This is a genomic window from Pantoea sp. PGP6 (assembly GCF_053474785.1).
Window position 1 is genome coordinate 3,838,953 of record NZ_JBQBMA010000001.1, and the last position, 24,478, is coordinate 3,863,430.

18 protein-coding genes and 2 tRNA genes are annotated in these 24,478 nt (G+C 57.1%); 5 read left to right on the top strand and 15 right to left on the bottom strand.

Features of this window, described 5'->3' with window-relative positions; all coding sequences use genetic code 11:
• The 10 genes from infB to rlmE form a co-directional block, all read right to left on the bottom strand.
• On the bottom strand, positions 1-2,694 hold the full coding sequence (gene infB, locus ACLIBF_RS18635) for a translation initiation factor IF-2 (protein ID WP_031375411.1): 2,694 nt from the start codon (positions 2,692-2,694) through the stop codon (positions 1-3).
• 17 nt (positions 2,695-2,711) lie between these two features.
• Positions 2,712-4,199: a transcription termination factor NusA gene (nusA, locus tag ACLIBF_RS18640; protein ID WP_031375412.1), complete on the bottom strand. Its 1,488-nt coding sequence runs from the start codon at positions 4,197-4,199 to the stop codon at positions 2,712-2,714.
• A gap of 24 nt (positions 4,200-4,223) precedes the next feature.
• Positions 4,224-4,676, bottom strand: coding sequence for a ribosome maturation factor RimP (gene rimP, locus ACLIBF_RS18645; RefSeq protein ID WP_031375413.1), 453 nt, complete (start codon positions 4,674-4,676; stop codon positions 4,224-4,226).
• Positions 4,677-4,887: 211 nt separating this feature from the next.
• A tRNA-Met gene (locus ACLIBF_RS18650) sits at positions 4,888-4,964 on the bottom strand.
• Between the two features lie 59 nt (positions 4,965-5,023).
• Positions 5,024-5,110, bottom strand: a tRNA-Leu gene (locus ACLIBF_RS18655).
• 37 nt (positions 5,111-5,147) lie between these two features.
• Positions 5,148-5,486, bottom strand: coding sequence for a preprotein translocase subunit SecG (gene secG, locus ACLIBF_RS18660; protein ID WP_031375414.1), 339 nt, complete (start codon positions 5,484-5,486; stop codon positions 5,148-5,150).
• 217 nt (positions 5,487-5,703) lie between these two features.
• On the bottom strand, positions 5,704-7,038 hold the full coding sequence (glmM, locus tag ACLIBF_RS18665; RefSeq protein ID WP_031375415.1) for a phosphoglucosamine mutase: 1,335 nt from the start codon (positions 7,036-7,038) through the stop codon (positions 5,704-5,706).
• A 2-nt stretch (positions 7,039-7,040) separates the two neighbouring features.
• Complete coding sequence (folP, locus tag ACLIBF_RS18670; protein ID WP_031375416.1) at positions 7,041-7,874, bottom strand: dihydropteroate synthase; 834 nt, start codon at positions 7,872-7,874, stop codon at positions 7,041-7,043.
• Between the two features lie 80 nt (positions 7,875-7,954).
• Positions 7,955-9,883 carry an ATP-dependent zinc metalloprotease FtsH gene (gene ftsH / locus ACLIBF_RS18675; RefSeq protein WP_031375417.1) on the bottom strand — a complete coding sequence of 643 codons (1,929 nt, stop codon included), beginning with the start codon at positions 9,881-9,883 and terminating at the stop codon, positions 7,955-7,957.
• Positions 9,884-9,996: 113 nt separating this feature from the next.
• Entirely contained in the window at positions 9,997-10,626 is a 630-nt protein-coding gene (rlmE, locus tag ACLIBF_RS18680) for a 23S rRNA (uridine(2552)-2'-O)-methyltransferase RlmE (RefSeq protein WP_031375418.1), read from the bottom strand.
• Positions 10,627-10,753: 127 nt separating this feature from the next.
• Here rlmE and yhbY point away from each other — a divergent pair, with 127 nt between their 5' ends.
• On the top strand, positions 10,754-11,047 hold the full coding sequence (gene yhbY, locus ACLIBF_RS18685; RefSeq protein WP_010251809.1) for a ribosome assembly RNA-binding protein YhbY: 294 nt from the start codon (positions 10,754-10,756) through the stop codon (positions 11,045-11,047).
• Positions 11,048-11,153: 106 nt separating this feature from the next.
• Here yhbY and greA read toward each other — a convergent pair whose 3' ends face one another.
• Positions 11,154-11,630 (bottom strand): transcription elongation factor GreA, encoded by a 477-nt coding sequence (greA, locus tag ACLIBF_RS18690; RefSeq protein ID WP_031375419.1) that lies wholly within the window; start codon positions 11,628-11,630, stop codon positions 11,154-11,156.
• Between the two features lie 248 nt (positions 11,631-11,878).
• Here greA and dacB point away from each other — a divergent pair, with 248 nt between their 5' ends.
• Positions 11,879-13,312: a serine-type D-Ala-D-Ala carboxypeptidase gene (gene dacB, locus ACLIBF_RS18695; protein ID WP_031375420.1), complete on the top strand. Its 1,434-nt coding sequence runs from the start codon at positions 11,879-11,881 to the stop codon at positions 13,310-13,312.
• Between the two features lie 301 nt (positions 13,313-13,613).
• On the opposite strand, the gene ACLIBF_RS18700 is transcribed toward dacB, so the two are convergent.
• Positions 13,614-15,875 carry a TonB-dependent siderophore receptor gene (locus ACLIBF_RS18700; protein ID WP_448310267.1) on the bottom strand — a complete coding sequence of 754 codons (2,262 nt, stop codon included), beginning with the start codon at positions 15,873-15,875 and terminating at the stop codon, positions 13,614-13,616.
• A gap of 253 nt (positions 15,876-16,128) precedes the next feature.
• On the opposite strand from ACLIBF_RS18700, the gene fes reads away from it, so the two are divergent.
• The 3 genes from fes (at position 16,129) to ACLIBF_RS18715 (ending at position 21,596) form a co-directional block, all read left to right on the top strand.
• A complete protein-coding gene (fes, locus tag ACLIBF_RS18705; RefSeq protein ID WP_279809660.1) occupies positions 16,129-17,346 on the top strand; it encodes an enterochelin esterase in 1,218 nt (405 codons plus the stop codon).
• Between the two features lie 103 nt (positions 17,347-17,449).
• Positions 17,450-17,677: an MbtH family protein gene (locus tag ACLIBF_RS18710; protein ID WP_031375422.1), complete on the top strand. Its 228-nt coding sequence runs from the start codon at positions 17,450-17,452 to the stop codon at positions 17,675-17,677.
• Positions 17,670-21,596 carry an enterobactin synthase subunit F gene (locus ACLIBF_RS18715; RefSeq protein ID WP_279809659.1) on the top strand — a complete coding sequence of 1,309 codons (3,927 nt, stop codon included), beginning with the start codon at positions 17,670-17,672 and terminating at the stop codon, positions 21,594-21,596. The genes ACLIBF_RS18710 and ACLIBF_RS18715 overlap by 8 nt, the downstream gene beginning before the upstream one ends.
• A 39-nt stretch (positions 21,597-21,635) precedes the next feature.
• Here the strand turns inward: ACLIBF_RS18715 and ACLIBF_RS18720 are convergent, their stop codons facing one another.
• From ACLIBF_RS18720 to fepD, 3 genes are read right to left on the bottom strand one after another with little or no spacing between them, the layout of a single operon-like run.
• Positions 21,636-22,433, bottom strand: a complete 798-nt coding sequence (locus tag ACLIBF_RS18720) for an ATP-binding cassette domain-containing protein (protein WP_159223190.1) — start codon at positions 22,431-22,433, stop codon at positions 21,636-21,638.
• Positions 22,430-23,410, bottom strand: a complete 981-nt coding sequence (gene fepG / locus ACLIBF_RS18725) for an iron-enterobactin ABC transporter permease (RefSeq protein ID WP_031375425.1) — start codon at positions 23,408-23,410, stop codon at positions 22,430-22,432. The genes ACLIBF_RS18720 and fepG overlap by 4 nt, the downstream gene beginning before the upstream one ends.
• Positions 23,407-24,396, bottom strand: a complete 990-nt coding sequence (fepD, locus tag ACLIBF_RS18730; protein WP_082097600.1) for a Fe(3+)-siderophore ABC transporter permease — start codon at positions 24,394-24,396, stop codon at positions 23,407-23,409. Before fepD ends, fepG begins: the two co-directional genes overlap by 4 nt.
• Positions 24,397-24,478 lie beyond the last annotated feature (82 nt).

The window sequence follows — 24,478 nt, forward strand, 5'->3', positions numbered from 1 at the left end:
TTACGCGATGGTGCGTTTAACTTCAATCACTTCAAAGACTTCAATCATATCGCCGACACGGACGTCATTGTAGTTCTTCACGCCGATACCGCACTCCATGCCGTTACGCACTTCGTTGACGTCATCTTTAAAGCGACGCAGAGATTCCAGCTCGCCTTCGTAAATCACCACGTTGTCACGCAGGACGCGGATTGGATTGTGACGTTTGATGTTGCCTTCGGTCACCATACAACCTGCCACTGCACCGAATTTCGGTGATTTGAACACGTCGCGGACTTCAGCCAGACCAATGATCTGCTGTTTGTATTCCGGAGCCAGCATACCACTCATCGCCGCTTTCACTTCGTCAATCAGGTTATAGATGACGGAGTAGTAGCGCAGATCCAGGCTTTCTGCATCGATGACGCGACGCGCAGAGGCATCGGCACGGACGTTGAAGCCAAGGATGATGGCGTTAGAGGCCGCAGCCAGCGTCGCATCGGTTTCGGTGATCCCGCCCACGCCTGAACCGACAATCTTCACCTTCACTTCGTCAGTGGAGAGTTTCAGCAGGGAGTCGGAGATCGCTTCCACAGAACCCTGAACGTCCGCTTTCAGCACGATGTTCAGTTCAGACACTTCGCCTTCGGTCATGTTAGCAAACATGTTCTCCAGCTTAGATTTCTGCTGGCGAGCCAGTTTAACTTCGCGGAATTTGCCCTGACGATAAAGTGCCACTTCACGCGCTTTCTTCTCGTCACGGACCACGGTCGCTTCATCACCGGCAGCCGGCACACCGGACAGACCCAGAATCTCAACCGGGATAGACGGACCCGCTTCTGTTACTTCGCGACCCAGTTCGTCACGCATTGCACGAACGCGGCCATATTCGAAGCCACACAGCACGATGTCGCCTTTGTTCAGCGTACCTTCACGTACCAGCACGGTTGCAACCGGACCACGACCTTTATCGAGGAACGATTCGATTACCACGCCGCTCGCCATACCTTCACGGATAGCGGTCAGTTCCAGCACTTCCGCCTGCAGCAGGATAGCGTTAAGCAGATCGTCAATGCCGGTACCCGCTTTCGCAGACACGTTGACGAACATGTTTTCGCCGCCCCACTCTTCCGGAATGATACCGTACTGAGTCAGTTCGTTTTTAACGCGATCCGGATCGGCTTCTGGCTTATCGCACTTATTCACCGCAACCACAACCGGCACTTTGGCCGCTTTGGCGTGCTGAATAGCTTCGACAGTCTGTGGCATCACGCCATCGTCTGCTGCTACCACCAGGATAACGATGTCAGTCGCCTGCGCACCACGTGCACGCATTGCGGTAAACGCGGCGTGGCCTGGGGTGTCGAGGAAGGTGACCATGCCGTTATCGGTTTCAACGTGGTATGCACCGATGTGCTGAGTAATGCCGCCCGCTTCGCCAGAGGCGATTTTGGTGGAGCGGATGTAGTCCAGCAGTGAGGTTTTACCGTGGTCGACGTGGCCCATGATGGTCACAACCGGTGCGCGAGATTCCTGCGCTGCATCGGTATCACGATCGTCCATTACCGCTTCTTCCAGCTCGTTTTCACGACGCAGGGTCACTTTGTGGCCCATCTCTTCGGCAACGAGTTGTGCAGTTTCCTGGTCGATAACCTGGTTGATGGTCGCCATGGCGCCCATCTTCATCATCGCTTTGATGACCAGAGAACCTTTCACCGCCATTTTGTTAGCCAGTTCGGCTACGGTGATGGTTTCACCAATCACAACATCGCGGTTAACCGCCTGGGCTGGCTTGTTAAAGCCCTGCTGCAAGGCGCTTGGTTTGCGATGCTTACCGCCTTTACCACCACGAATCTGCGCACGCGCTTCTTCACGGTCAGTTTTGGCTTCAGAATGTTTGTTGCCTTTTTTCGCCGGACGCGCAGCTTTAGCAGTAGTACGCGCACGCGCACGACCCGCTTCAACCTGACGGTCATTTTCGTCTTCAGCCTGACGGGCATGGGTCGAAGTGGTGACGTGATAGTCGCCTTTATCCTCTTCTTCCGGTTTTTCCCATTCAGCTGACTTCTCTTCGGCCAGACGGCGGGCTTCTTCTGCTACGAGGCGGGCAGCCTCTTCAAGCTTACGGCGGGCTTCTTCTTCAGCTTTACGCTTCAGTTCGGCAGCTTCAGCTTCGCGACGGGCTTTATCGGACTGCGCAGCCTTGGTCACTTCGTCGGTAGGTTGATTTGTCACTTTCTCATTTTCCGCTGCTGCACGTTTGGCCTTGTCAGCGGCTTCGCGCTTGGCTTTCTCTTCGGCTTCACGTTGCGCTTTCTGTTCAGCTTCGCGACGGGCTTTTTCTTCAGCCTCGCGTTGCGCCTGCTCTTCCGCTTCACGCTGCGCCTCGGCTTCTGCTTCGGCCTGAGCTTGCTCAGACTCTGCATCACCTTTCACGTATGTGCGCTTTTTGCGGACTTCGATTTGCACCGACTTACTTTTACCCCCGGTGCCTGGAATATTCAAGGTGCTGCGCGTTTTACGCTGCAGCGTCAGCTTAGCTGAACCGACCTGACCGTGCTCACGATTCAGGTGAGACAATAAGGTTTCTTTCTCGTGCTGGGTCACTGCGTCATTTTCAGACTTAGGGATCCCCGCATCAGCAAATTGCTGTACCAGGCGATCGACCGGAGTCTGAATTTCTGCGGCCAGCGATTTTACGGTTACATCTGTCATGCTGTTCCTTCCTGTTATTACGCGTCATCGCCGAACCAGCAGATATTACGGGCGGCCATAATCAGCGCGCCGGCTTGCTCATCAGACATGCCTTCAATATCCGTCAGATCGTCAACACCTTGCTCAGCGAGATCTTCCAGCGTGCAAACGCCTTTCGACGCCAGGCGGAAAGCCAGAGCACGATCCAGACCTTCAAGATTCAGAAGATCCTCAGCGGGCTGCTGGTTACCAAGGCTCTCTTCTTTCGCCAGTGCCAGGGTGGTTAACGCATTTTTTGCTCGTTCACGCAGGGCTTCAATGGTCTCTTCGTCGAGGCCGTCAATTTCCAACAGCTCGTTGATTGGCACGTATGCCAGTTCTTCCAGCGAAGAGAAGCCCTCTTCCACCAGTACGGTGGCGAACTCTTCGTCGATGTCGAGATGTTTGGTGAACATATCGATTGCTGCGTGTGCTTCAGCCTGATGTTTGGCCTGCAGATCATCGACGGTCATTACGTTCAGCTCCCAGCCACTCAGCTGTGAAGCGAGACGCACGTTTTGGCCGTTACGGCCGATCGCCTGAGCCAGATTGCCAGCTTCTACAGCGATATCCATGGTGTGGTTATCTTCATCAACCACGATTGACGCCACATCAGCCGGAGCCATGGCGTTGATAACAAACTGCGCCGGGTTGTCGTCCCACAGCACGATATCGATACGCTCGCCGCCCAGTTCACTGGAAACCGCCTGAACACGCGCGCCACGCATGCCCACACAGGCACCCACCGGATCGATACGTTTGTCGTTGGTCTTGACTGCAATTTTAGCGCGCGAGCCCGGATCACGAGCAGCGGCTTTAATTTCAATCACTTCTTCGCCAATTTCTGGCACTTCAATGCGGAACAGTTCAATCAGCATTTCCGGTTTGGAACGCGTCACGAACAGCTGCGCGCCACGTGCTTCCGGGCGAACGGAGTAGAGCACGCCACGAATACGGTCGCCTGGGCGGAAGTTTTCACGCGGCAGCATATCTTCACGCAGGATAACCGCTTCGGCATTGCTGCCTAAATCGAGGGAAATATTGTCGCGGTTAACTTTCTTCACCACGCCAGTAATAATTTCGCCTTCCTGCTCACGGAACTGATCAACCACCATCGCGCGCTCAGCTTCGCGCACTTTTTGCACGATAACCTGCTTAGCGGTCTGGGTGGTGATACGGTCAAAGGTGACCGATTCAATCTGATCTTCGACATATTCGCCCAGATTGAATGCTTCATCTTCGAAGCGGGCCGCATCCAGCGTGATCTCGCGCGTCGGCTGCGTCACCTCTTCTACGATTTCCCAACGGCGGAAAGTATCGAAATCGCCACTTCGGCGATCAATGCTGACGCGTACGTCAATTTCTTGCTCGTACTTTTTCTTGGTCGCAGTCGCCAGCGCGCTCTCCAGCGCTTCGAAGATTTTCTCACGCGGCAGGGCTTTTTCGTTAGAAACGGCTTCTACAACAGCTAAGATCTCTTTGTTCATCCTGGTTAGCCTCAATCCGGACTTTTAAAAGTGGGGGACCAGGTTCGCTTTCTGAATATTACTCAGCGCGAACACTTCATCGTTACCCTCAACGTTCACCGTGATCATCTCGCCATCAACGGACTTGATGATACCCTGCCATTTACGGCGGTTCTGAACGGCCATACGCAGCACCAGACTCACTTCATCGCCCATAAAACGGACATAGTGTTCTGCAGTGAACAGAGGACGATCGAGTCCCGGTGAGGACACTTCTAGGTTGTAAGGCACGGTAATGGGATCTTCGACATCCATTACGGCACTTACCTGGTGGCTGACATCGGCGCAATCATCGACATTGATGCCATCTTCACTATCAATATAGATGCGCAGGGTTGATGTGCGACCACGAACGAATTCAATTCCAACCAGTTCGTAGCCCAGCGCTTCTACCGGAGCCGATACCAACTCTGTCAATTTTTGCTCTAATGTGGACAAGCCCACCCCCAAGACATAAAAAAAGGGCCTATAGCCCAGTATTACGATTCGCTAATAACAAAAAACCCCGAATATTCGGGGCTTTTAATCACTGGACCCTGTACGCCGCAATGCGGCTCGGACTCCATCCAAAGAATTTTCTTTCAAAAATGAGCCGTGAATGCGTCCGTCGATGCACACAGTATATTTGAAAAACAACTCAAAGGGAAAGTGGTTGCGGGGGCCGGATTTGAACCGACGACCTTCGGGTTATGAGCCCGACGAGCTACCAGGCTGCTCCACCCCGCGTCCGAAAACGTGGCGAATAATACGCCAAACCTGCATAAAATGCAAGTAATACTAAGATTTGGTACCGAGGACGGGACTTGAACCCGTAAGCCCAATCGGGCACTACCACCTCAAGGTAGCGTGTCTACCAATTCCACCACCACGGCACTACACTGACCACAACGATTCGTTGTGTTGACGAACTTACTTAGGAATATCGCTGCCCGGCGTGGCCGGTTGAGCTGGCTTTTCAGTCTGTTGAGAAGACTGCGCCGGCGCAGAAAGATTTTCCCACTCGCTTCCTTTCGAGGCTTTATTACTGTTCAGGTTACCGAGAACCAGGCTGATGATGAAGAACAGTGCCGCTAAGATGCCGGTTGTACGTGTCATGAAATTACCTGAACCCGTAGAACCAAACAGCGTACCGGATGCGCCTGCACCGAATGAGGCTCCCATATCAGCGCCTTTGCCTTGCTGCAGCATGATCATACCCACGAGGGCGATAGCTACAATAAGGAAAACAACTAAAAGAGCTTCGTACATATTCAACCTGTTCCTTGCACGATAATCGTACAGTTAAAGCTTCAACCAGTATTGATGGGGAGTCTCGTCATCACCCATCAGAAGCGGGTGTGAATACTAACCAAAGGCGGATACCTCTGCAAGCGCAATTTTCATCACCCAAACTAATTGCAGAAAAAAACGCCATCCCGGTGATTTTACAGGCGGTTCGGTAACCTGCGAACCGCCTGTCAGCCGATTAAAACGCCTTTACCTGATCGGCGATGCGGTTTGCCAACTCGGTTACCTGCGCCTCATTCTCGCCTTCCACCATCACCCGAATCAACGGCTCGGTGCCCGACTTGCGCAGCAACACCCGCCCCCGGCCGGCCAGCGCTTTTTCCACCTCTGCCGTCACGGTTTTCACCGCGTCGCTCTGTAACGGATCGTGCTCACCGGTAAAGCGGACGTTGACCAGTACCTGAGGCAGCATTTTCATGCCGCTGCACAGATCGTGCAGGCTCATGTGGTTGCGCACCATTGCAGTAAGTACTTGCAAACTTGCCACGATGCCGTCACCGGTGGTGGTTTTATCCAGCAGGATCACATGGCCTGAGTTCTCTGCCCCCAGACGCCAGCCCTTCTCCTGCATCTTCTCCAGCACGTAGCGGTCACCCACTTTTGCCCGGGCAAACGGAATACCGAGCTGCTTAAGCGCCAACTCCAGGCCCATATTGCTCATCAGCGTGCCGACTACGCCGCCGCGCAACTGGCCCTGACGCAGCCCTTCGCGCGCAATGATGTAGAGAATCTGGTCGCCATCCACCTTTTCGCCCAGATGGTCAATCATCATGATGCGATCGCCGTCGCCATCGTAGGCCAGACCGATATCCGCTTTCTCCGCCAGCACCCGCTGTTGCAGCATCTTCAGATCGGTAGCGCCACACTCTTTGTTGATGTTCATCCCATCCGGCTGGGTGGCAATGGCAATCACCGTAGCGCCCAGTTCACGCAATACATTCGGTGCAATGTGGTAGGTGGCCCCGTTAGCGCAGTCGACCACGATTTTCAGGCCGTTAAGGTTTAGCTCGCTTGGGAAGGTGCCCTTGCAGAATTCGATGTAACGTCCGGCGGCATCAACAATACGGCTGGCACGGCCCAGTAAGGCGGATTCAACACAGGTAATCGGTTTTTCCATCTCCAGTTCGATCGCTTCTTCAACGTCGTCCGGCAATTTGGTGCCTTCGGATGAGAAGAATTTGATACCGTTATCGTCGAACGGGTTATGCGACGCCGAAATCACAATCCCCGCTTCGGCGCGGAATGTACGGGTCAGGTAAGCGATGGCCGGGGTCGGCATCGGTCCGGTAAAGGCGGCGGTCAGGCCCGCGGCCGCCAGACCGGCTTCTAAGGCTGACTCCAGCATATAGCCGGAGATGCGGGTGTCCTTACCGATAATGATCTTTTTCGAACCGTGACGCGCCAGCACTTTCCCTGCGGCCCAGCCCAGCTTCAGGACGAAATCAGGGGTGATTGGCGCTTCACCGACTTTGCCACGAATGCCATCTGTACCGAAATATTTACGATTACTCATGATTATCCTTTTGCTCTTCGGGTCGCTTCGACCACGCGCATCGCTTCGGCCGTCTCTTTGACATCATGGGCGCGAATAATCTGTGCACCCTGCATCGCGGCGATGACCGCACAGCTCAGGCTGCCGGTTAAACGCTGTGACGGACCGACATTCAACAACTGACCTATCATCGATTTGCGCGACATGCCCACCAGCAGTGGCAGGCCGAAATGGTGAAAATCGCTGAGATGAGCCAGCAGTTCATAGTTGTGGCTAAGATTTTTACCGAAACCGAAGCCCGGGTCGAGTATCAGCCGCTCTTTTTTGATTCCCGCCGCTTCGCAACGCGCGATCTGCTGCGCGAAGTAAGTGTCCACTTCGTGCAGGATGTTTTCATAGTGTGGCGCCTGCTGCATGGTGCGTGGTTCGCCCTGCATATGCATTAAACAGACCGGCAGGCCGGTCGCTGCCGCCGCTTCCAGCGCACCTGGCTCTGAGAGCGAGCGCACATCGTTGATGATGTGAGCGCCCACTCGCGCTGATTCCCGGATCACTTCGGCTTTAGAGGTATCGACCGAAATCCAGACCTCAAAACGCTGGGCAATCGCTTCGACCACCGGGATGACCCGCTCCAGCTCCTGCTCGACGCTGACCTCATCGGCCCCCGGACGGGTCGATTCACCGCCGACATCGATAATGGTCGCGCCAGCATTGACCATCTCATTGGTGTGGGTGAGCGCATCGACCAGCGCGTTATGCTTACCGCCATCGGAAAAGGAGTCGGGCGTGACATTCAAAATACCCATCACATGGGGAAATGATAAATCGAGATGGGAATCACCGGCGAACAACTTCATGGCGAATCACTCCTTGCTGATCAATATCTGGATGTAAAAAACCCCGGACCAGCCGGGGTTTTGTCTGACGAGGTGACGTCTTATTTATCGAACTGTTCTGACATGGTGTTGCCTGGGTTTGGCGTACGCGGTTCATCGACCGGACGCGGCGCCTTTGGCGTGCCGTTGCTGTCAGAGTTGCTGCTGCCTGGATCTTCCCAGCCGGCTGGCGGACGCACTTCGCGGCGCGCCATCAGGTCGTCGATCTGCGGTGCATCAATGGTTTCATACTTCATCAGCGCGTCTTTCATCGCGTGAAGGATGTCCATGTTCTCACCCAGAATGCGGCGAGCACGCTGGTAGTTGCTGTCGATCAGGTGTTTAACTTCCTGGTCGATAATGCGGGCTGTTTCATCGGACATATGTTTCGCTTTCGCGACTGAACGTCCGAGGAACACTTCACCCTCTTCTTCGGCATACAGCAGTGGACCCAGTTTTTCTGAGAAGCCCCACTGCGTCACCATGTTACGTGCCAGGTTGGTCGCGACTTTAATGTCATTCGACGCACCGGTAGAAACATGTTCAGCACCGTAGATGATCTCTTCTGCCAGGCGGCCGCCGTACAGCGTTGAAATCTGACTTTCCAGTTTCTGACGGCTGGCGCTGATCGCGTCGCCTTCAGGCAGGAAGAAGGTCACACCCAGCGCACGGCCGCGCGGAATGATGGTCACTTTGTGCACCGGATCGTGCTCAGGCACCAGACGACCAATGATCGCGTGACCCGCTTCGTGATAGGCGGTTGACTCTTTCTGCGCTTCCGTCATCACCATGGAGCGACGTTCCGCACCCATCATGATTTTGTCTTTCGCTTTCTCAAACTCAACCATCGACACTACACGCTTGTTCGAACGGGCAGCAAACAGCGCCGCTTCGTTGACAAGGTTAGCCAGGTCGGCACCGGAGAAGCCAGGCGTACCGCGCGCAATGATTGCCGCGTCAATATCGGTCGCCAGCGGAACACGGCGCATATGCACTTTCAGAATCTGCTCACGGCCACGCACGTCTGGCAAGCCCACCACCACCTGACGGTCGAAGCGGCCTGGACGCAGCAGCGCCGGGTCAAGCACGTCAGGACGGTTAGTCGCGGCGATAACGATAATACCTTCGTTACCTTCGAAACCATCCATCTCAACCAGCATCTGGTTCAGTGTCTGCTCACGCTCATCATGACCACCGCCTAAACCCGCGCCACGCTGACGGCCCACCGCATCGATTTCATCGATGAAGATGATGCACGGTGCCGCTTTTTTGGCCTGTTCGAACATGTCACGCACACGAGATGCACCGACACCAACAAACATTTCAACGAAGTCAGAACCGGAGATAGTAAAGAAAGGCACTTTCGCTTCACCGGCAATCGCTTTCGCCAGCAAGGTTTTACCGGTACCCGGAGGACCGACCATCAGCACGCCTTTCGGAATCTTACCGCCCAGCTTCTGGAAGCGGCTCGGTTCACGCAGATATTCCACCAGCTCGGCGACTTCCTCTTTCGCTTCGTCACACCCGGCAACGTCGGCGAAAGTGGTTTTAATCTGGTCTTCCGTCAGCATGCGGGCTTTACTCTTGCCGAAGGACATCGCGCCCTTGCCGCCGCCGCCCTGCATCTGGCGCATAAAGAAGATCCACACCCCGATCAGCAGCAGCATCGGGAACCACGAGATGAAGATCGACGCCAGCAGGCTTGGCTCTTCCGGTGGTTCGCCAACCACTTTGACGTTTTTGGTCAAGAGGTTATCGAGCAACTTGGGATCATTGACAGGAATGTAGGTGGTGTATTTATTGCTGTCTTTTTTAATAACGTTAATTTCACGCCCGTTAATACGTGCCTCGCGGACCTGATCCTGGTTCACTTCCGACAGGAAGGTTGAATAATCAACCCTACGGCCATTCGACTCGCTGGGCCCAAAGCTCTGGAATACTGACATCAGCACGACCGCGATGACTAACCAGAGAATCAGGTTTTTCGCCATGTCACTCAAGGGATTAACCTCATATTACAACGGTGTTAACAGATAGCGTAGGGTACTATAGATCCTTCATACATGGAATCGCAGCAAAACTGCGGACTACTCCAGCAATTTGGTTATAGTTTGCGCCCAGTCGCCACAATGTACACTTCACGTGAACGTGACCGTGAAGCGTCCGGCTTACGAATTTTCACTTTCGTAAACAGGGAGCGAATTTCCCGCAGGTATTCATCGAAGCCATCTCCCTGAAACACTTTCACTACAAAACTGCCGCCGGGTGCCAGGATATCCCGACACATTTCCAGCGCCAGTTCGACTAAATACATCGACCGGGGAATATCTACGGCAGGTGTACCACTCATATTCGGTGCCATATCGGACATGACAACCTGAACTTTCTGATCGCCAACGCGCTCAAGCAGCGCATTGATCACCGATTCTTCACGAAAATCACCCTGAAGGAAATCGACACCGACAATCGGATCCATAGGCAGGATATCACAGGCAATAACGCGCCCTTTGTTCCCAATTTGCTGTACGACATATTGTGACCAGCCACCGGGTGCAGCACCCAGATCTACCACGGTCATGCCGGGTTTGAAAAGCTTGTCACCCTGTTGTATTTCATCAAGTTTAAACCAGGCGCGCGAACGCAACCCTTTTTTCTGCGCCTGAAGCACATATTTATCGCTAAAGTGTTCCTGGAGCCAGCGGCTGGAGCTGGCCGAACGCTTTTTACCCGTCATAATATTTCCAACTAAATCGTCATCGTAGCGATAAACCTGCACGCAATGGGTTGCGTCGATTTGGTGATATACCCGAGATGGCGGTAGAATGAACCGTTTTCAATCCCTGAGTAAGTAAAAAACTACGATGAATCTAAGTACCAAACAAAAACAGCACCTCAAGGGCCTCGCCCATCCGCTCAAGCCGGTGGTTATGCTGGGTGGCAATGGCCTGACTGAAGGCGTGCTGGCCGAAATCGAGCAGGCTCTGTCGCATCACGAACTGATTAAGGTGAAAATTGCCTCAGAAGATCGTGAAACAAAGCAGCTGATCGTTGAGGCGATCGTGCGTGAAACCGGTGCCAGCAACGTACAGGTGATCGGCAAAACGCTGGTGCTGTATCGCCCGTCTAAAGAGAGCAAGATTTCTCTGCCACGTTAAGTGGGCAAAGAAAGTGCCATGCTCTTACCTCAGATAAAAGGCCGCAATGCGGCCTTTTTCCTTTCTTTACATTGTGCTTTAACGCATTTCAAAGCGTAGCAACATCTTAAAGGTATTCCACCTTCAGGATTTCATATTCAACATCGCCGCCAGGGGTTTTGATAATCGCCACATCATCTGCCTCTTTACCCACCAGGCCACGCGCCATCGGTGAATTTACAGAAATCAGATTTTGCTTAAAGTCAGCTTCGTCATCACCCACGATACGATAGGTCGACTCTTCGTCGGTATCGATGTTCAGTACGGTTACCGTCGCGCCAAAAATGACCCGGCCGGTTTTGGGCATCTGGGTGACGTCAATCACCTGGGCATTGGAGAGTTTGGCTTCAATCTCCTGTATGCGGCCCTCACAAAAACCCTGCTCTTCACGTGCGGCATGATATTCCGCGTTCTCTTTCAGGTCGCCATGCTCGCGCGCGTCAGCGATAGAGGCAATAATGCGCGGACGCTTCACGGTTTTCAGCTCGTTCAGCTCTTCGCGCAATCTTTCTGCGCCTCTTAACGTCATCGGAATCTGATTCATTTAAGCTCCTCGTCATCTATCCTGTTTAACGGTGTCATCCTGACCGGTGACTGCAGAAAAAAGCGTTCTGCGACGCATTAGCCGGTTTTGCAAACAAAAGAATCCTGACCCGGACAGTATTCCAGGCCAGAAAAGGGTTTTGCAATTTGATACGTATTTTACCCCAGAGTTCCCTGCGGGTCATCGTTTACTTTCCACCACCCAGCGACGTAGTATTGACGGCTTCACCTGCCAGTTACCGCGAGATTATGCGATTTTCACGACTTGTTACCGGATTAACCTGTGCATTTATGCTGCAGGCACAAGCAGCGCCAGTTGATGAATACATGCAGTATCTGCCAGACGGCGCCAATCTGGCGCTGATGGTGCAGAAAGTGGGTGCATCAACGCCGATCATTGATTACCACGGAAAACAGATGGCGTTGCCCGCCAGTACCATGAAGGTAGTGACGGCGTTGGCGGCATTACTGGAACTGGGCGGAGACTACCGTTTTCAGACCACCTTTGAGACCAAAGGCGCGCTGGTTGATGGCACGCTGAACGGCGATTTAGTGGCACGTTTTGCCGGCGATCCCACCTTAAGCCGGCAGGATCTGCGCAACATGGTGGCAGCGTTAAAGAAGCAGGGCATCACCCATATCAAAGGCAATCTGGTGATTGATACCTCGGTGTTTGCCAGTCATGACATGGCACCGGGCTGGCCGTGGAACGACCTGACCCAGTGCTTCAGCGCCCCGCCGGGTGCGGCGATCGTCGACAAAAACTGTTTCTCCGTTTCGCTCTACAGTGCTAACACGCCGGGCGAGAATGCGTTTGTGCGTATCGCCTCCTATTACCCGGCGCATATGTACAGCCAGGTGCGCACCATCGGCCGCAACAGCGGCGAAGGGCAATATTGCGAACTGGACGTGGTGCCGGGCGAACTGAACCGTTACACCCTGACCGGCTGCATGCGTCAACGTGCCGAACCGCTGCCGCTGGCGTTTGCGGTTCAGGATGACGCCGCCTGGGCTGGCGAGATTCTGAAAGCGGAGCTGCGTGCCGCGGATATCGATTACAGCGGGCATCTGGTGCGTCAGTCTCTGGTCACCGAGCCTGGCACGGTACTGGCCTCAACCCAGTCGGCACCGCTGCATACGCTGCTGCATACCATGCTGAAGAAGTCTGACAACATGATTGCCGACACGGTGTTTCGCACCATTGGCCATCATTACTTCAACGTGCCGGGAACCTTCCGCGCCGGTCAGGATGCAGTTCGCCGGATCCTGAAAGCCAAAGCCAATATCGACATGGGCAACAGCATTCAGGTCGACGGTTCCGGCCTGTCGCGTCATGACCTGATTTCGCCGCAAACCATGATGCAGGTACTGCAGTACATTGCGAAGAATGACAGCACGCTGGACTACATCTCGATGCTGCCGCTGGCTGGTTATGACGGCACGCTGCAGTACCGTGGCGGGCTGCATGAGGCGGGACTGGATGGCAAAGTGTCGGCAAAAACCGGCTCACTGCAGGGGGTCTACAACCTGGCGGGCTTTATCACCACCTCGAGTGGTGCCCGGGTCGCCTTTGTGCAGTTCCTCTCCGGCTATGCGGTTCCACCGGAAGATCAGCGTACCCGCCGTATTCCGCTGGTGCGTTTTGAGAGCCGGCTCTACCGCGATATTAACCAGAACAACTGATTAAGTAGCGAAAAAAAACGCAGCAGGCGATCAACCTGCTGCGTTTGTTAATAAAGTCTGGCCCCGTCAGCGATGAGACCGAGCCTGCACTGGAAACAGAGGCAGCTCAGAAAAACGCTTAAGCCAATCCCTGGTCGTCCGGCCCGCGCGATTACGCACCTCATCTCTGAGGTACGCCCGAAGTCGGGACACCGCCTGGCGTTTTTGTCCATGGTGTGGAACGCTTTCCTCCCCTGCTCCCTGCGCGTTGAGCTTATCAATTGCGGCCAGATTCATCCGGATCGGGTTATGGCTAACCCCATCAGAAGTGGGTATTCACACTCATATAGTAAGTGCGGCCCGACTCGTTAAAGGTGTTAGCACCGGCACCGTACAAATACGCGCCGGTAGTGGCGTTACCGGTGGTCTGCGCATTGCCTTCGCGGAAGTGGCGCTTATCGAACAGGTTGTCGATCCCCACAGTGACGCTGGCATATTTGTTGACGTCATAGGTACCGCTCATGCCGACCACTGAGTATGGACTAACCTCATCGGTGGCGCTGCCCGTGACCGGATTGCCTTTATAGTCATACTTTTTCGGCACCTGTTTGCCGTACCAGGTCAGCGTGGTTTGCAGTGACAGATCCTGTGTCGCCTGCCAGCTCAGCGTCGAGTTCAGGGTGTATTCCGGGATAACCGACAGGCGATCGCCGGTCTCTTTGTTCTTACTCTGCAGCATGTAGGTGAAGTTATTGTTCCAGCTCACGCTGTCTGAGAACGGCACGTTAACCGTCCCTTCCAGCCCTTCCACCACCGCTTTCGGCACGTTTTCCCACTTATAGATGTCGGTTTTACCGTTCGAGGCGGTACCGGTTGGCAGCGTGCCTGCCTCAATCTTATTGCGGTAATCATTGCGGAACCAGGTCAGACCGGCCTGATAACCCTCATGTTTCCACTCCAGCCCCACCTCTTTGTTGATGCTGTTTTCCGCTTTCAAATCGTCGTTGCCCATCAGATAACAGGCACCGGCGCTAGAGGCGCAGCCCTGGCCGTTACTGTAAAGCAGATAGTTCGGGTTGGTCTGATACAGGCTCGGCGCTTTGTAGGCGCGGGCGATGCCCATTTTCAGCGTGAAGTCATCGCCTAATCCCTGTGACAGGTTGAGCGACGGGCTCCAGTTGTTACCTGCGATGGAGTGATGATCGAAACGCAGGCCTGGCGTCAGCATGGTGCTGTCAGTCAGTTCAATGTTGTCTTCAGCAAACAGTGAGAAGATTTCAGCCTGAGAATAAGGGCTGCGACCGGTGGTGGCGATGCCCGGAATGGAACCGTAGCTAGCCGCCTGAGTGGTCGATGACGGATCCTTCATCCGCTGCTGGTTCCACTCGGTGCCGAGGGTAGCCGTCTGATTGACCAGCCATTCAAACGGAATACTGACCTCACTGTGCAGCAGCACATCGTCCAGCTGAATGGTGTTGAAGTCGCTGTTGGAGAAGATCCCTTCGGTGCCGCCCGCCAGCCCTTCATTCAGGCGCGAGTTGCGGGTGTTCTCATATTGCGCATAGGTATTGGTACTGATGCCATTATCCCAGGCGCCGGTCCACTTCAGCGAGAAGCTCTGCCGATAAAGGCGATTAGTTTCATCACCATATTTGCTTTTCACCAGCGCGTTGGTGTTGGTGTTCTGTGTATCACCGGCATACAGGTTGCCCTGCCGACTGTAACCGGCGCCAAACTCCAGTGCCTGCATTGGCGCAAAAGCCCAGCGCAGTAAGGCATGAACATCTTTATTGACCGAGCCTTCACGGCCGGCCGGATAGGATCCGGCATAGGTACCGGTTCGCTGGGCAGCATGTCCTTCATTAATGTCGTACGCATCGGCCTGAGTTTTTGCCAGTCCGCCATACAGCCGGAAGCTGGAGTCGTCGCCTAACGGCCCTTCGAGGCTAAAGTTAGTGCGTCGGGTTGCCCCTTCATCTTTATGCTGCGGCACGTTGTAGTAGGCGCTCCACGAGCCGTGCCACTGATTATCCAGCTCTTTTTTGGTGATGATATTTACCACCCCGCCAGCAGCACCATTACCGTAACGGGCCGCCGCCGGACCACGGATCACTTCAATATGATCAATCATCTCAGGCGGAACCCAGTTGCTGTCGCCGCGCGTATCACGCTCGCCACGCCAGCCCAGACGCACCGAGTTGCGGCTGGTCACTGGCAAGCCATCAACGAGGATCAGGGTGTTTTCCGGCCCCATGCCGCGGATATCGATCTGTCGGTTATTACCGCGCTGGCCGCTGGTGGAGTTACCGGTCAGGTTAACGCCGGGCATGGTACGAATGATTTCAGAGACGTCGCGAGCAGGCGGATGTTTTTTGATTTCGTCGGCGGTGATGGTCGACACACCGGGTGCCTGAAGCGTTTGCTCGGCGGCGGTGACCATCATGGTGCTGTCGCTGGCGGTATCGGATGAGTTGCTGGTGATGCCCGGGTCAGTAGCGGCAGCTACTGACCCGGTAGAAATGAGAGAGGTGGTGACGCCAAGTTCAATCATAATGGCTAACGAAAGCCGGGATAACTTTTTCATTTTTTTATTCCTGGATTGCCAGCGAAAGGCCACTGCCGGCGCGCCGGTGAAAAGGTAAGTACCTTGCCTGCAACGCATTCCAGTTCTCTCCGGACCATCTTCAACAGACCCTCGTCCCGGTCTGAAGCCCGATACGGCAGAGAGGATGCGTGCGCTCCCTGTAGAGCGGAAACACCCTATTGCAAATGAAAATAATTATCAATAGTATTATTCATAACATGCATCACCCCTAATCAAGTGTAGTGATCGACTGATGGCGCGTATGACGTGGTTAAATGAAGTGACCGGCAGTGACGCCTGGTGGCAACAGCAGCAGCAACAGGGCATTCCCTTGATTGAACCCGGCGAAGAGGGAACCTGTCAGGTCACCTTCTTCTGGCGTGATCCCCACGGCGATGAGTCCCACTCGGCGATCCGCCGCGTCTGGATCAACATCACCGGCGTGACCGATCACCATCAGTCCGCCGCCCCCTCCTCCTTAACACGCGTTCCCCATACCGATGTCTGGTGGTGGCAAACCACCCTGCCCGCTGACTGGCGCGGCAGCTACTGCCTGATACCCGATCGCCAGGCAGAGAAATTTGACGGCCAGACTGATATGCAGACGCTGCGCCAATGGTGGAGCGGCAAATTCCCGTCAGCGCAGGCAGACCCGCTCAACCCATTGCGCGGCTGGGCCGGCGGACGCGGCATGCGGGTATCACCGCTGCACCTGCCGCAGGCGCCCGATCAATCGGTGTGGCACGAGGTTGATCGCGGCCAGCCGGCGGCTATCCCGCTGCAACCGCTGCTGTGGCGCAGCGAACGACTGGGTAATCAGCGCACGGTGTGGCTTTACTGCAGTGGCGAGGCCTCTTCCGCCGCACGTCCGCTGGCGTTATTGCTGGATGGACAGTTCTGGGCGCAGACCATGCCGATTGCCGGTCCGCTGCGGCAGCTCACCGCCGCAGGCGAACTGCCACCGGCGGTCTATGCGATGATCGACATTATCGACCGGGAACACCGCAGCCGGGAGCTGACCTGTAATCCTGAATTCTGGCTGGCGGTGCAGCACGAACTCCTGCCGCTGATTCAGCAAACCGTCGCCTGCCGGGTGCAGGGCGACAGCACGCTGGTGGCGGGACAGAGTTTTGGCGGACTTTCCGCAGCTTACGCCACCTTAAGCTGGCCAGAGACCTTTGGTGCCGCCATCAGCCTTTCCGGCTCCTTCTGGTGGCCGGCGCGCGGTAACCCCAACGGCTGGCTACCGCAACAACTACAACAAGGTTTGCTGCAGGCGCCGCCGCGCCGCTTTTATCTCGAAGCTGGACGGCGTGAGCGGCTGATTCTGGCAGCGAATCAACAATTTGAGCGTGATTTAATCGCGGCCGGGCATCAGGTTAGCTATCAACCGTTTGAAGGCGGTCACGACGCGCTCTGCTGGCGCGGCGGCCTGCTGGCCGGATTAAAAGCAATGTGGCAATACCCGTAATTCGCTTATCGGCCCTCTTTCACGCCCGAGGTCGCTCGCGGTCAGCGGCGGCGCGCAGGATGAGGGCGATATCTCGCCTGGATATCACGGGCAGGAGACCAATATGCAACATCTCAATCCGTTCGACGATCCGCAGCAGGATTGTCATGTACTGATCAATAACCAGCAACAGTACAGTTTATGGCCCGCCTTCCGGGCGATTCCGTCTGGCTGGCAGCCGGTATTTGGTCCCCAGCCACAGGCGATCTGCCTCAGCTGGCTGAATGAAAACTGGCACGATATTCGTCCGGTCACCGCCAGCGCTAGCACCAGCCGGAGCGACGATGTCTGAGATCATCATGAACCCGAACCTGACTGAACAGAAAACGTTGCCGCTGGTTGCCGCTCAGCCCGGCATCTGGATCGCAGACCAGTTATCCCCGCACGCTAATGCTTACGCGGTGGCGCATTTTGTTGAACTGCGCGGCGCGCTCAACAGCACGCTGCTGGCCAAAGCAATCGTTGCCGGCATGCAGGAAGCGGATACGCTGAATATGACGTTTGGCGAGCAGGACGGTGAACCACAGCAGTGGTCTGCACCGCAGCGCTTTGCTACGCCGCAGGTGATTGACCTGCGCAATTCAGCCGATCCGGTCGCCGCGGCTCGTGCGCTGATGCAGCAGGATATGTCTGGTGACCTGCGGGTGATAAGCGGCGCGCCGCTGTACCACCACAGCCTGTTGCGGCTGGGTGATGAGCACTGGTACTGGTATCAGCGTTATCATCATCTGGTGGTCGATGGCTTCAGCTTTACCGCCCTGACCCGCCGTATTGCCAATCTTTATAGCGCCTGGCAGCGTGATGAAACGCCCGAGCCGACGCCCTTTACGCCGTTCAGCGAGGTGGTCGAAGAGTACCAGCGCTACCAGCAATCTGCTGGCTGGCAGCGTGATGCGCAGTTCTGGCGCGAAAAAGGCGCGCAGCTTCCCGCGCCTGCGTCGCTCTCCGACCAGCCGCTGGCGGGCCAGAGTGCCAGTACCGATCTGCTGCGCCATCGCTTTGCGCTGGACAGCAATAACTTTCAGGCCCTGCTGGCGCATACCCAACAGCTGCAGCTCAGCGCGGCTGACACCGCGATTGCGCTGGTCTCGCTGTGGCTGGCACGTCTCAGCGGACAAAACGACTTTGCCGCCGGTTTTATCTTTATGCGCCGCATCGGTTCAGCCGCGCTGTGTGCCACCGGTCCGGTGATCAATGTGCTGCCGATGGCGGTGCACAACGATCCGGCCCAGCCGCTCGGCGCGCTGGCGGCGCGACTGGCGGGCGAAATAAAAAAAATGCGTCGACATCAGCGCTACGATGCCGAGCAGGTACAGCGTGATCTGGGCCGTTCCGGCGACAGCGATCCGCTCTACGGACCGGTGATCAACCTCAAGATGTTTGATTACCAGCTCGATTTTGCCGGCATTAAAGGCGTGACGCATCAGCTCGCCTCCGGCCCGGTACGCGATCTGGAGATTGCCATCTACCTCAGCGAACAGGGTGACCTGACGCTGGAACTGCTGGCGAACGCGCAGCGTTACAGCGAAGTAACCCTCAGACAACACGCCAGCCGCGTTGATCTGCTGCTGTCGCAGCTGGCCGCCGATCCCGATCGCCCGTGTGGCGAGCTGGATATGCTGACGCCGGCTGAACATCAGCAGTTAGCCACCCTTAACCAGACGGCAATGCCGCTACCGGCAGAGACGCTGAGCAGCCTGCTGTTAAGCCAGGCGCAGCGTACTCCGCAGGCCCCGGCGCTGGCGGATGAGGCCCATCAGCTTACTTATCAACAGATGCAGCAGCAGGTGGCGGCGCTGGCGCAGCAGCTGATTGCACAGGGTGTGAAGCCGGGCGATATCGTCGCCGTCGCCCTGCCGCGATCGGTGTTCCTGTCGCTGGCGCTGCAGGCTATCGTTAGCGCGGGTGCCACTTACCTGCCGCTCGATACCGGCTATCCTGACGATCGTCTGCAGATGATGCTGGAAGATGCCGCGCCGAAAACGCTGATCACCTGTCATCAGCTGGCCGGACGACTGGCCGCCCTTACGCCGGTCACCCCGCTGTTTTATGACGCACTGTTAACCCCGAACACGTCAGAGATCAGCCAGCAGCCACGCCCGCAGGATGGCGCTTACATTATCTATACCTCCGGCTCAACCGGTCGGCCGAAAGGGGTGCTGGTCAGCCATCAGGCGATCGTTAACCGCCTGCTGTGGATGCAGGATCACTATCCACTCGGCAGCAGTGATGTGGTATTGCAGAAAACCCCGAGCAGCTTCGACGTGTCCGTCTGGGAGTTCTTCTGGCCGCTGATGGTCGGCGCACAGCTGGTGATGGCCCCGCCGGATGCCCATCGCGATCCGGAAGCGTTGCAACAGCTGTTTGCCCGCCATCGCGTTACCACGACCCATTTTGTGCCGTCGATGCTGGCGGCCTTTGTCGCCACGCTGCAGGATGCGGACGCCGTGGCGCGTTGCGCTACCCTGCGCCAGGTGTTCTGCAGCGGCGAAGCGTTACCGGCTGAGCTGTCACGCCAGTGGCAAAAGCTGACCCATGTCGCGCTGCACAATCTCTATGGTCCGACCGAAGCAGCGGTCGACGTCAGCTATTACCCGGCCTCGGGTGAAGAACTGGCGGCGGTCGAAGGTGCCAGCGTGCCAATTGGCTTCCCGGTCTGGAACACCGGCTTACGGATTCTGGATGCCCGTCTGCAACCGGTGCCGCCTGGCGTGGCTGGCGATCTCTATCTGACCGGCGTACAGCTGGCGCATGGCTATCTTGATCGCCCTGACCTGACCGCCAGTCGTTTTGTCGCTGATCCCTATGGCGACGGCAGCCGGATGTACCGTACCGGCGATGTTGCGCGCTGGCTGGCCAATGGCGCAGTCGAATATCTCGGCCGCAGCGACGATCAGCTTAAAATTCGCGGACAGCGGATTGAACTGAATGAGATCGACCACGCCCTGGCTGCCCTGCCCGGCGTGGAGCAGGCGGTGACGCATGCACTGGTGCTGGGTGGCGCAGACCCTCAGCAGGGAGATGCGCGCCAGCTGGTGGGCTATGTGGTGGCGGATCAGCCGATTGATGCCGTGGCGATGCGTCAGGCGCTGGCGACTCAACTGCCTGCGCACATGGTACCGGTCGCTATCGTGCAGCTGGCGGCGTTACCGCTCAGCAGCAACGGCAAGCTGGATCGTAAAGCGTTGCCGCTGCCGCAGACGCAGACAGCGGAAGCGGGCCGGGACCCGCATCCGGGACTGGAAACCACCCTGGCACAGGCGTTCGCCACGCTGCTGGAGCGGGAGTCGATCAGCGCTCAGGATGATTTCTTCGCCCTCGGCGGCCACTCGTTACTGGCGATGCGGCTGGCGGCACAGCTGCGCCGCCGCCTCAATCAGCCGGTGTCGGTCGGCCAGATTATGGTCGCTTCCACGGTGGAAAAACTGGCAGCCTTGCTGAGCAGTGAATCGGCTGAGGCCAGCCGTGCCGGCTTTGAAGCGGTGCTGCCGCTGCGGCGCGGCAGCGGGCCGACGCTGTTCTGCTTCCATCCGGCTTCAGGTTTTGCCTGGCAGTTCAGCGTACTGCAACGCTATCTCGATGCACGCTGGTCGCTGCTTGGCATTCAGTCACCGGATCTCACCAGCCCACTCAATCAGGCATCGCATCTCGATGCGGTGTGTGAGGCGCACCTGGCGACGATACGCCAGCAGCAGCCGCACGGTCCTTACTATTTCCTCGGCTATTCGCTGGGCGGGACGCTGGCGCAGGGTATTGCGGCGCGGCTGGAAGCCGCAGGTGAAACCGTTGCCTTCCTCGGCCTGCTGGATACCTGGCCACCAGAGACGCAGAACTGGGATGAGAAGCGCGGGGAAAACGTACTGGATCCGGCGGTACTGGAAGAGGTTAACCGGGAGCGCGAGCAGTTTATTGCGGCGCAGCGCCAGCAGGCGGGAGAAGGGATGGAGGCGCTGTTTACCACCATCGAAGCCAACTACGCCAGCTCAGTGCGACTGCTGGCCACGGCCCGCAGCGCGCGCTTCAACGGCCGGGCGACCCTGTTCCTGGCGGAACAGACGCAGCAACCCGGTCAGGATGCCGGTCGCGCCTGGTCACCTTACGTTGCCGAACTGGACATATGGCCGCTGGATTGCGCCCACGTCGAGATCATTTCGCCGCGGATGTTTGAACAGATTGGGCCACGCCTGCAGCAACTGCTGGCGGCGTTTTAATCCCCGACCGACTCGCGCCTTCCCGCAGGGGAGGCCGAATCAGCTGGCTGCACGCCCCAGCGGCACAATCATCGGGGTGTGGGCCACCGGATCGTCAACAATCATGCAGCGCAGGCCGTAAATGGTTTCAATCAGCGCCGGCGTCACGATGTCGGCCGGTTTACCTTGCGCAATAATCTTACCGTCCCGCATGGCAATCAAATGGCTGGCGTAGCGGCATGCCTGATTGAGGTCGTGCAGCACCACCACCAGCGTACGGCCATGCTGCCGATTCAGATCCTGCATTAACTCCAGCAGTTCAATCTGATGCGCGATATCCAGCCAGGTCGTCGGTTCATCGAGCAACAGCAGTGGCGTTTGCTGCGCCAGCACCATCGCAATCCAGACCCGCTGCCGCTGACCGCCGGACAAGGTATCGACCTGCTGCTGTGCCAGATCGGCCACGCCGGTCGCCAGCATCGCCTGCTGCACTGCCACTTCATCTTCCTGCCGCCAGCGACCAAACAGCGGCTGGTGAGGATAACGTCCGCGCGCCACCAGCTCACTGACGCTGATGCCGGCGGGTGCATTGGAGCTTTGCGGCAACAGCCCGAGCCGACGCGCCACCTCTTTGGTGGAGTAGTGGGCAATCGCATTGCCATCCAGCAGCACCTCGCCCTGTAACGGCCGGGCCAGCCGGCTCAGGGTACGCAGCAGCGTCGATTTACCACAGGCGTTGGGGCCAATGATCACCGTCAGCTCACCGTCAGGGATCGCCACTGAGAGATTCTCCGCCACGATTTTTTTGTCATAACCGAGCGTCAGCGCGTTGCCCTGCAAACGTGTTGTTACTGTCATTGGCGTCGCGCCTCCCGCACCAGTAGAGCAATCAGATAAAGTCCGCCCAGGCTTACGGTAATCACGCCAACCGGCAGTTGATAGGGCAGGAAAAAGTGCTGCGCGGCGTAGTCAGCGGCGGTTAACAGCAGCGCGCCACATAATGCCGCCAGCGGTAATGCGCCTTTGATTCCGCCGCACAGTCGACGGGCGATCTGCGGTGCCAGCAGCGCAATAAATGAGATCGGCCCGACCAGCGCAGTCGAGGCCGCCGTCAGGATCACCCCGGTCAGCATCAGCAGGATGCGGCTGCGCTCAACCGCTACGCCAAGCGCGCAGGCGGTATCATCGCCCATCTCCAGCAGCCGCATCCGCCGCGCCAGCAGTGCGGTTGCCAGCAGCGCCAGCAGCAGCACGCTGATTACCGGCGTGGTTTTCGCCCAGCTGATGCCGTTCAGCGAGCCGGCGCTCCACAGGCCAGCGCTCAGTGCTGCCTCGAGTGAGGCGCTGATGATAAGCCAGCTGTTAAGCGCCATCAGCAGCGCCCGCACGCTGATACCGACAATGATCAGCCGAAAAGTCTCGACGCCGTTGCGCCAGCTAAACAGCCAGACCACACCCGCCGTCAGCAATCCGCCGATCAGCGCCGCCAGCGTCATGCCTTCCATGTTCTGCTGGAACAGCACCAGCGCCACCAGCACACCGCTGTAGGCGCCGGTGTTGAAGCCCAGAATGTCCGGGCTACCGAGCGGATTTCGCAGCAGCGATTGAAAGATAGCGCCGCTCACGCCGAGCGCCGCCCCGATCAGCAGCGCCATCATCACCCGCGGCAGACGCCACTCCACCACAATCAGCTGAATATTGCGCGCCGCCTCGCCGTTAATCACCTGCCACAGCTGCGCAGCCGTGATCGGCAAGGTGCCGCGCGTCACGCCGAGAAAAGCCAGCGCCAGACACGCCAGCAGCAGCCAGACGCCGTTGAAGGTTACACGCTTCATACTGCACCTCTGCCAGCCTTACGGCGCACCAGCACAATCAGCATTGGCGCGCCGAGGATTGCGGTCACAATCGATACGCGCAGCTCGCCCGGTACCAGCACGCGGCCGAGAATATCAGCCGCCAGCAGCAGACAGGGCGTAATGAGAATGGTGCCAGGCAGCATCCAGCGATGATCGTTACCGAACAGCCAGCGTGCCAGGTGCGGCGTCATTAATCCGACAAAGGCAATCGGCCCCACCGCGGCGGTGGCGGCCCCGCTCAGCAGGGCAATCGCCAGCAGCCCAATAAGCTGGGTGCGGGCAACGCGGGTACCGAGCGCGGTTGCCATATCACCGCCCATGCTGAGACTGTTGAGCGAGCGTGCCAGCAGCAGCGCCAGCAGGCAACCGATCGCCACGGCAGGAAAGGTCGTGCGCAGCATGGTGAAATTACGGATATCCAGCGAACCGCTGTGCCAGAAACGCAGATGATCATAGATGTCAGGGTTGAGCAGCGATAAGCCAGAGGTTAAGCCCTCTAACACCGCGCCCAGCGCCACCCCGGCCAGCGTCAGACGCACCGGATTAACCCGTCCACCACCGATAGCGCCGGTCAGCGCCACCAGCAACGACGCCAGCAGCGCCCCGCTAAAGGCAAAGCCCAGCCAGTCGGCCGGTGAATCGGCACCGAACAGCGCAATGCCCAGCACCACCGCGAAGCCGGCCCCGGCATTGATGCCCAGAATACCGGGATCGGCCAGCGGATTGCGCGTCAGGCTTTGCATCAGCGCGCCCGCCACGCCGAGGCCAACGCCCGCCAGCAGCCCGGCCAGGGTGCGTGGCAATCGGGCGTCACGCACAATGATGCAGTCAGCGCTGGAGCAGTCGGTCAGCAGCGCCTGAGTGACATCATGAAAGGCAATGGATTTGGCACCCAGCATCAGACTGAGCGCGAGGAGCAGCAACAGCAGCATCCCTGAACCTGCTATTACATGGAATTGACGCATAACGTTTAAACCTTCACGAATTCAATGGCATCGCGGTGGATACCTTTATGATAATGATACTTGTTATCGTTCTTACGCGTTT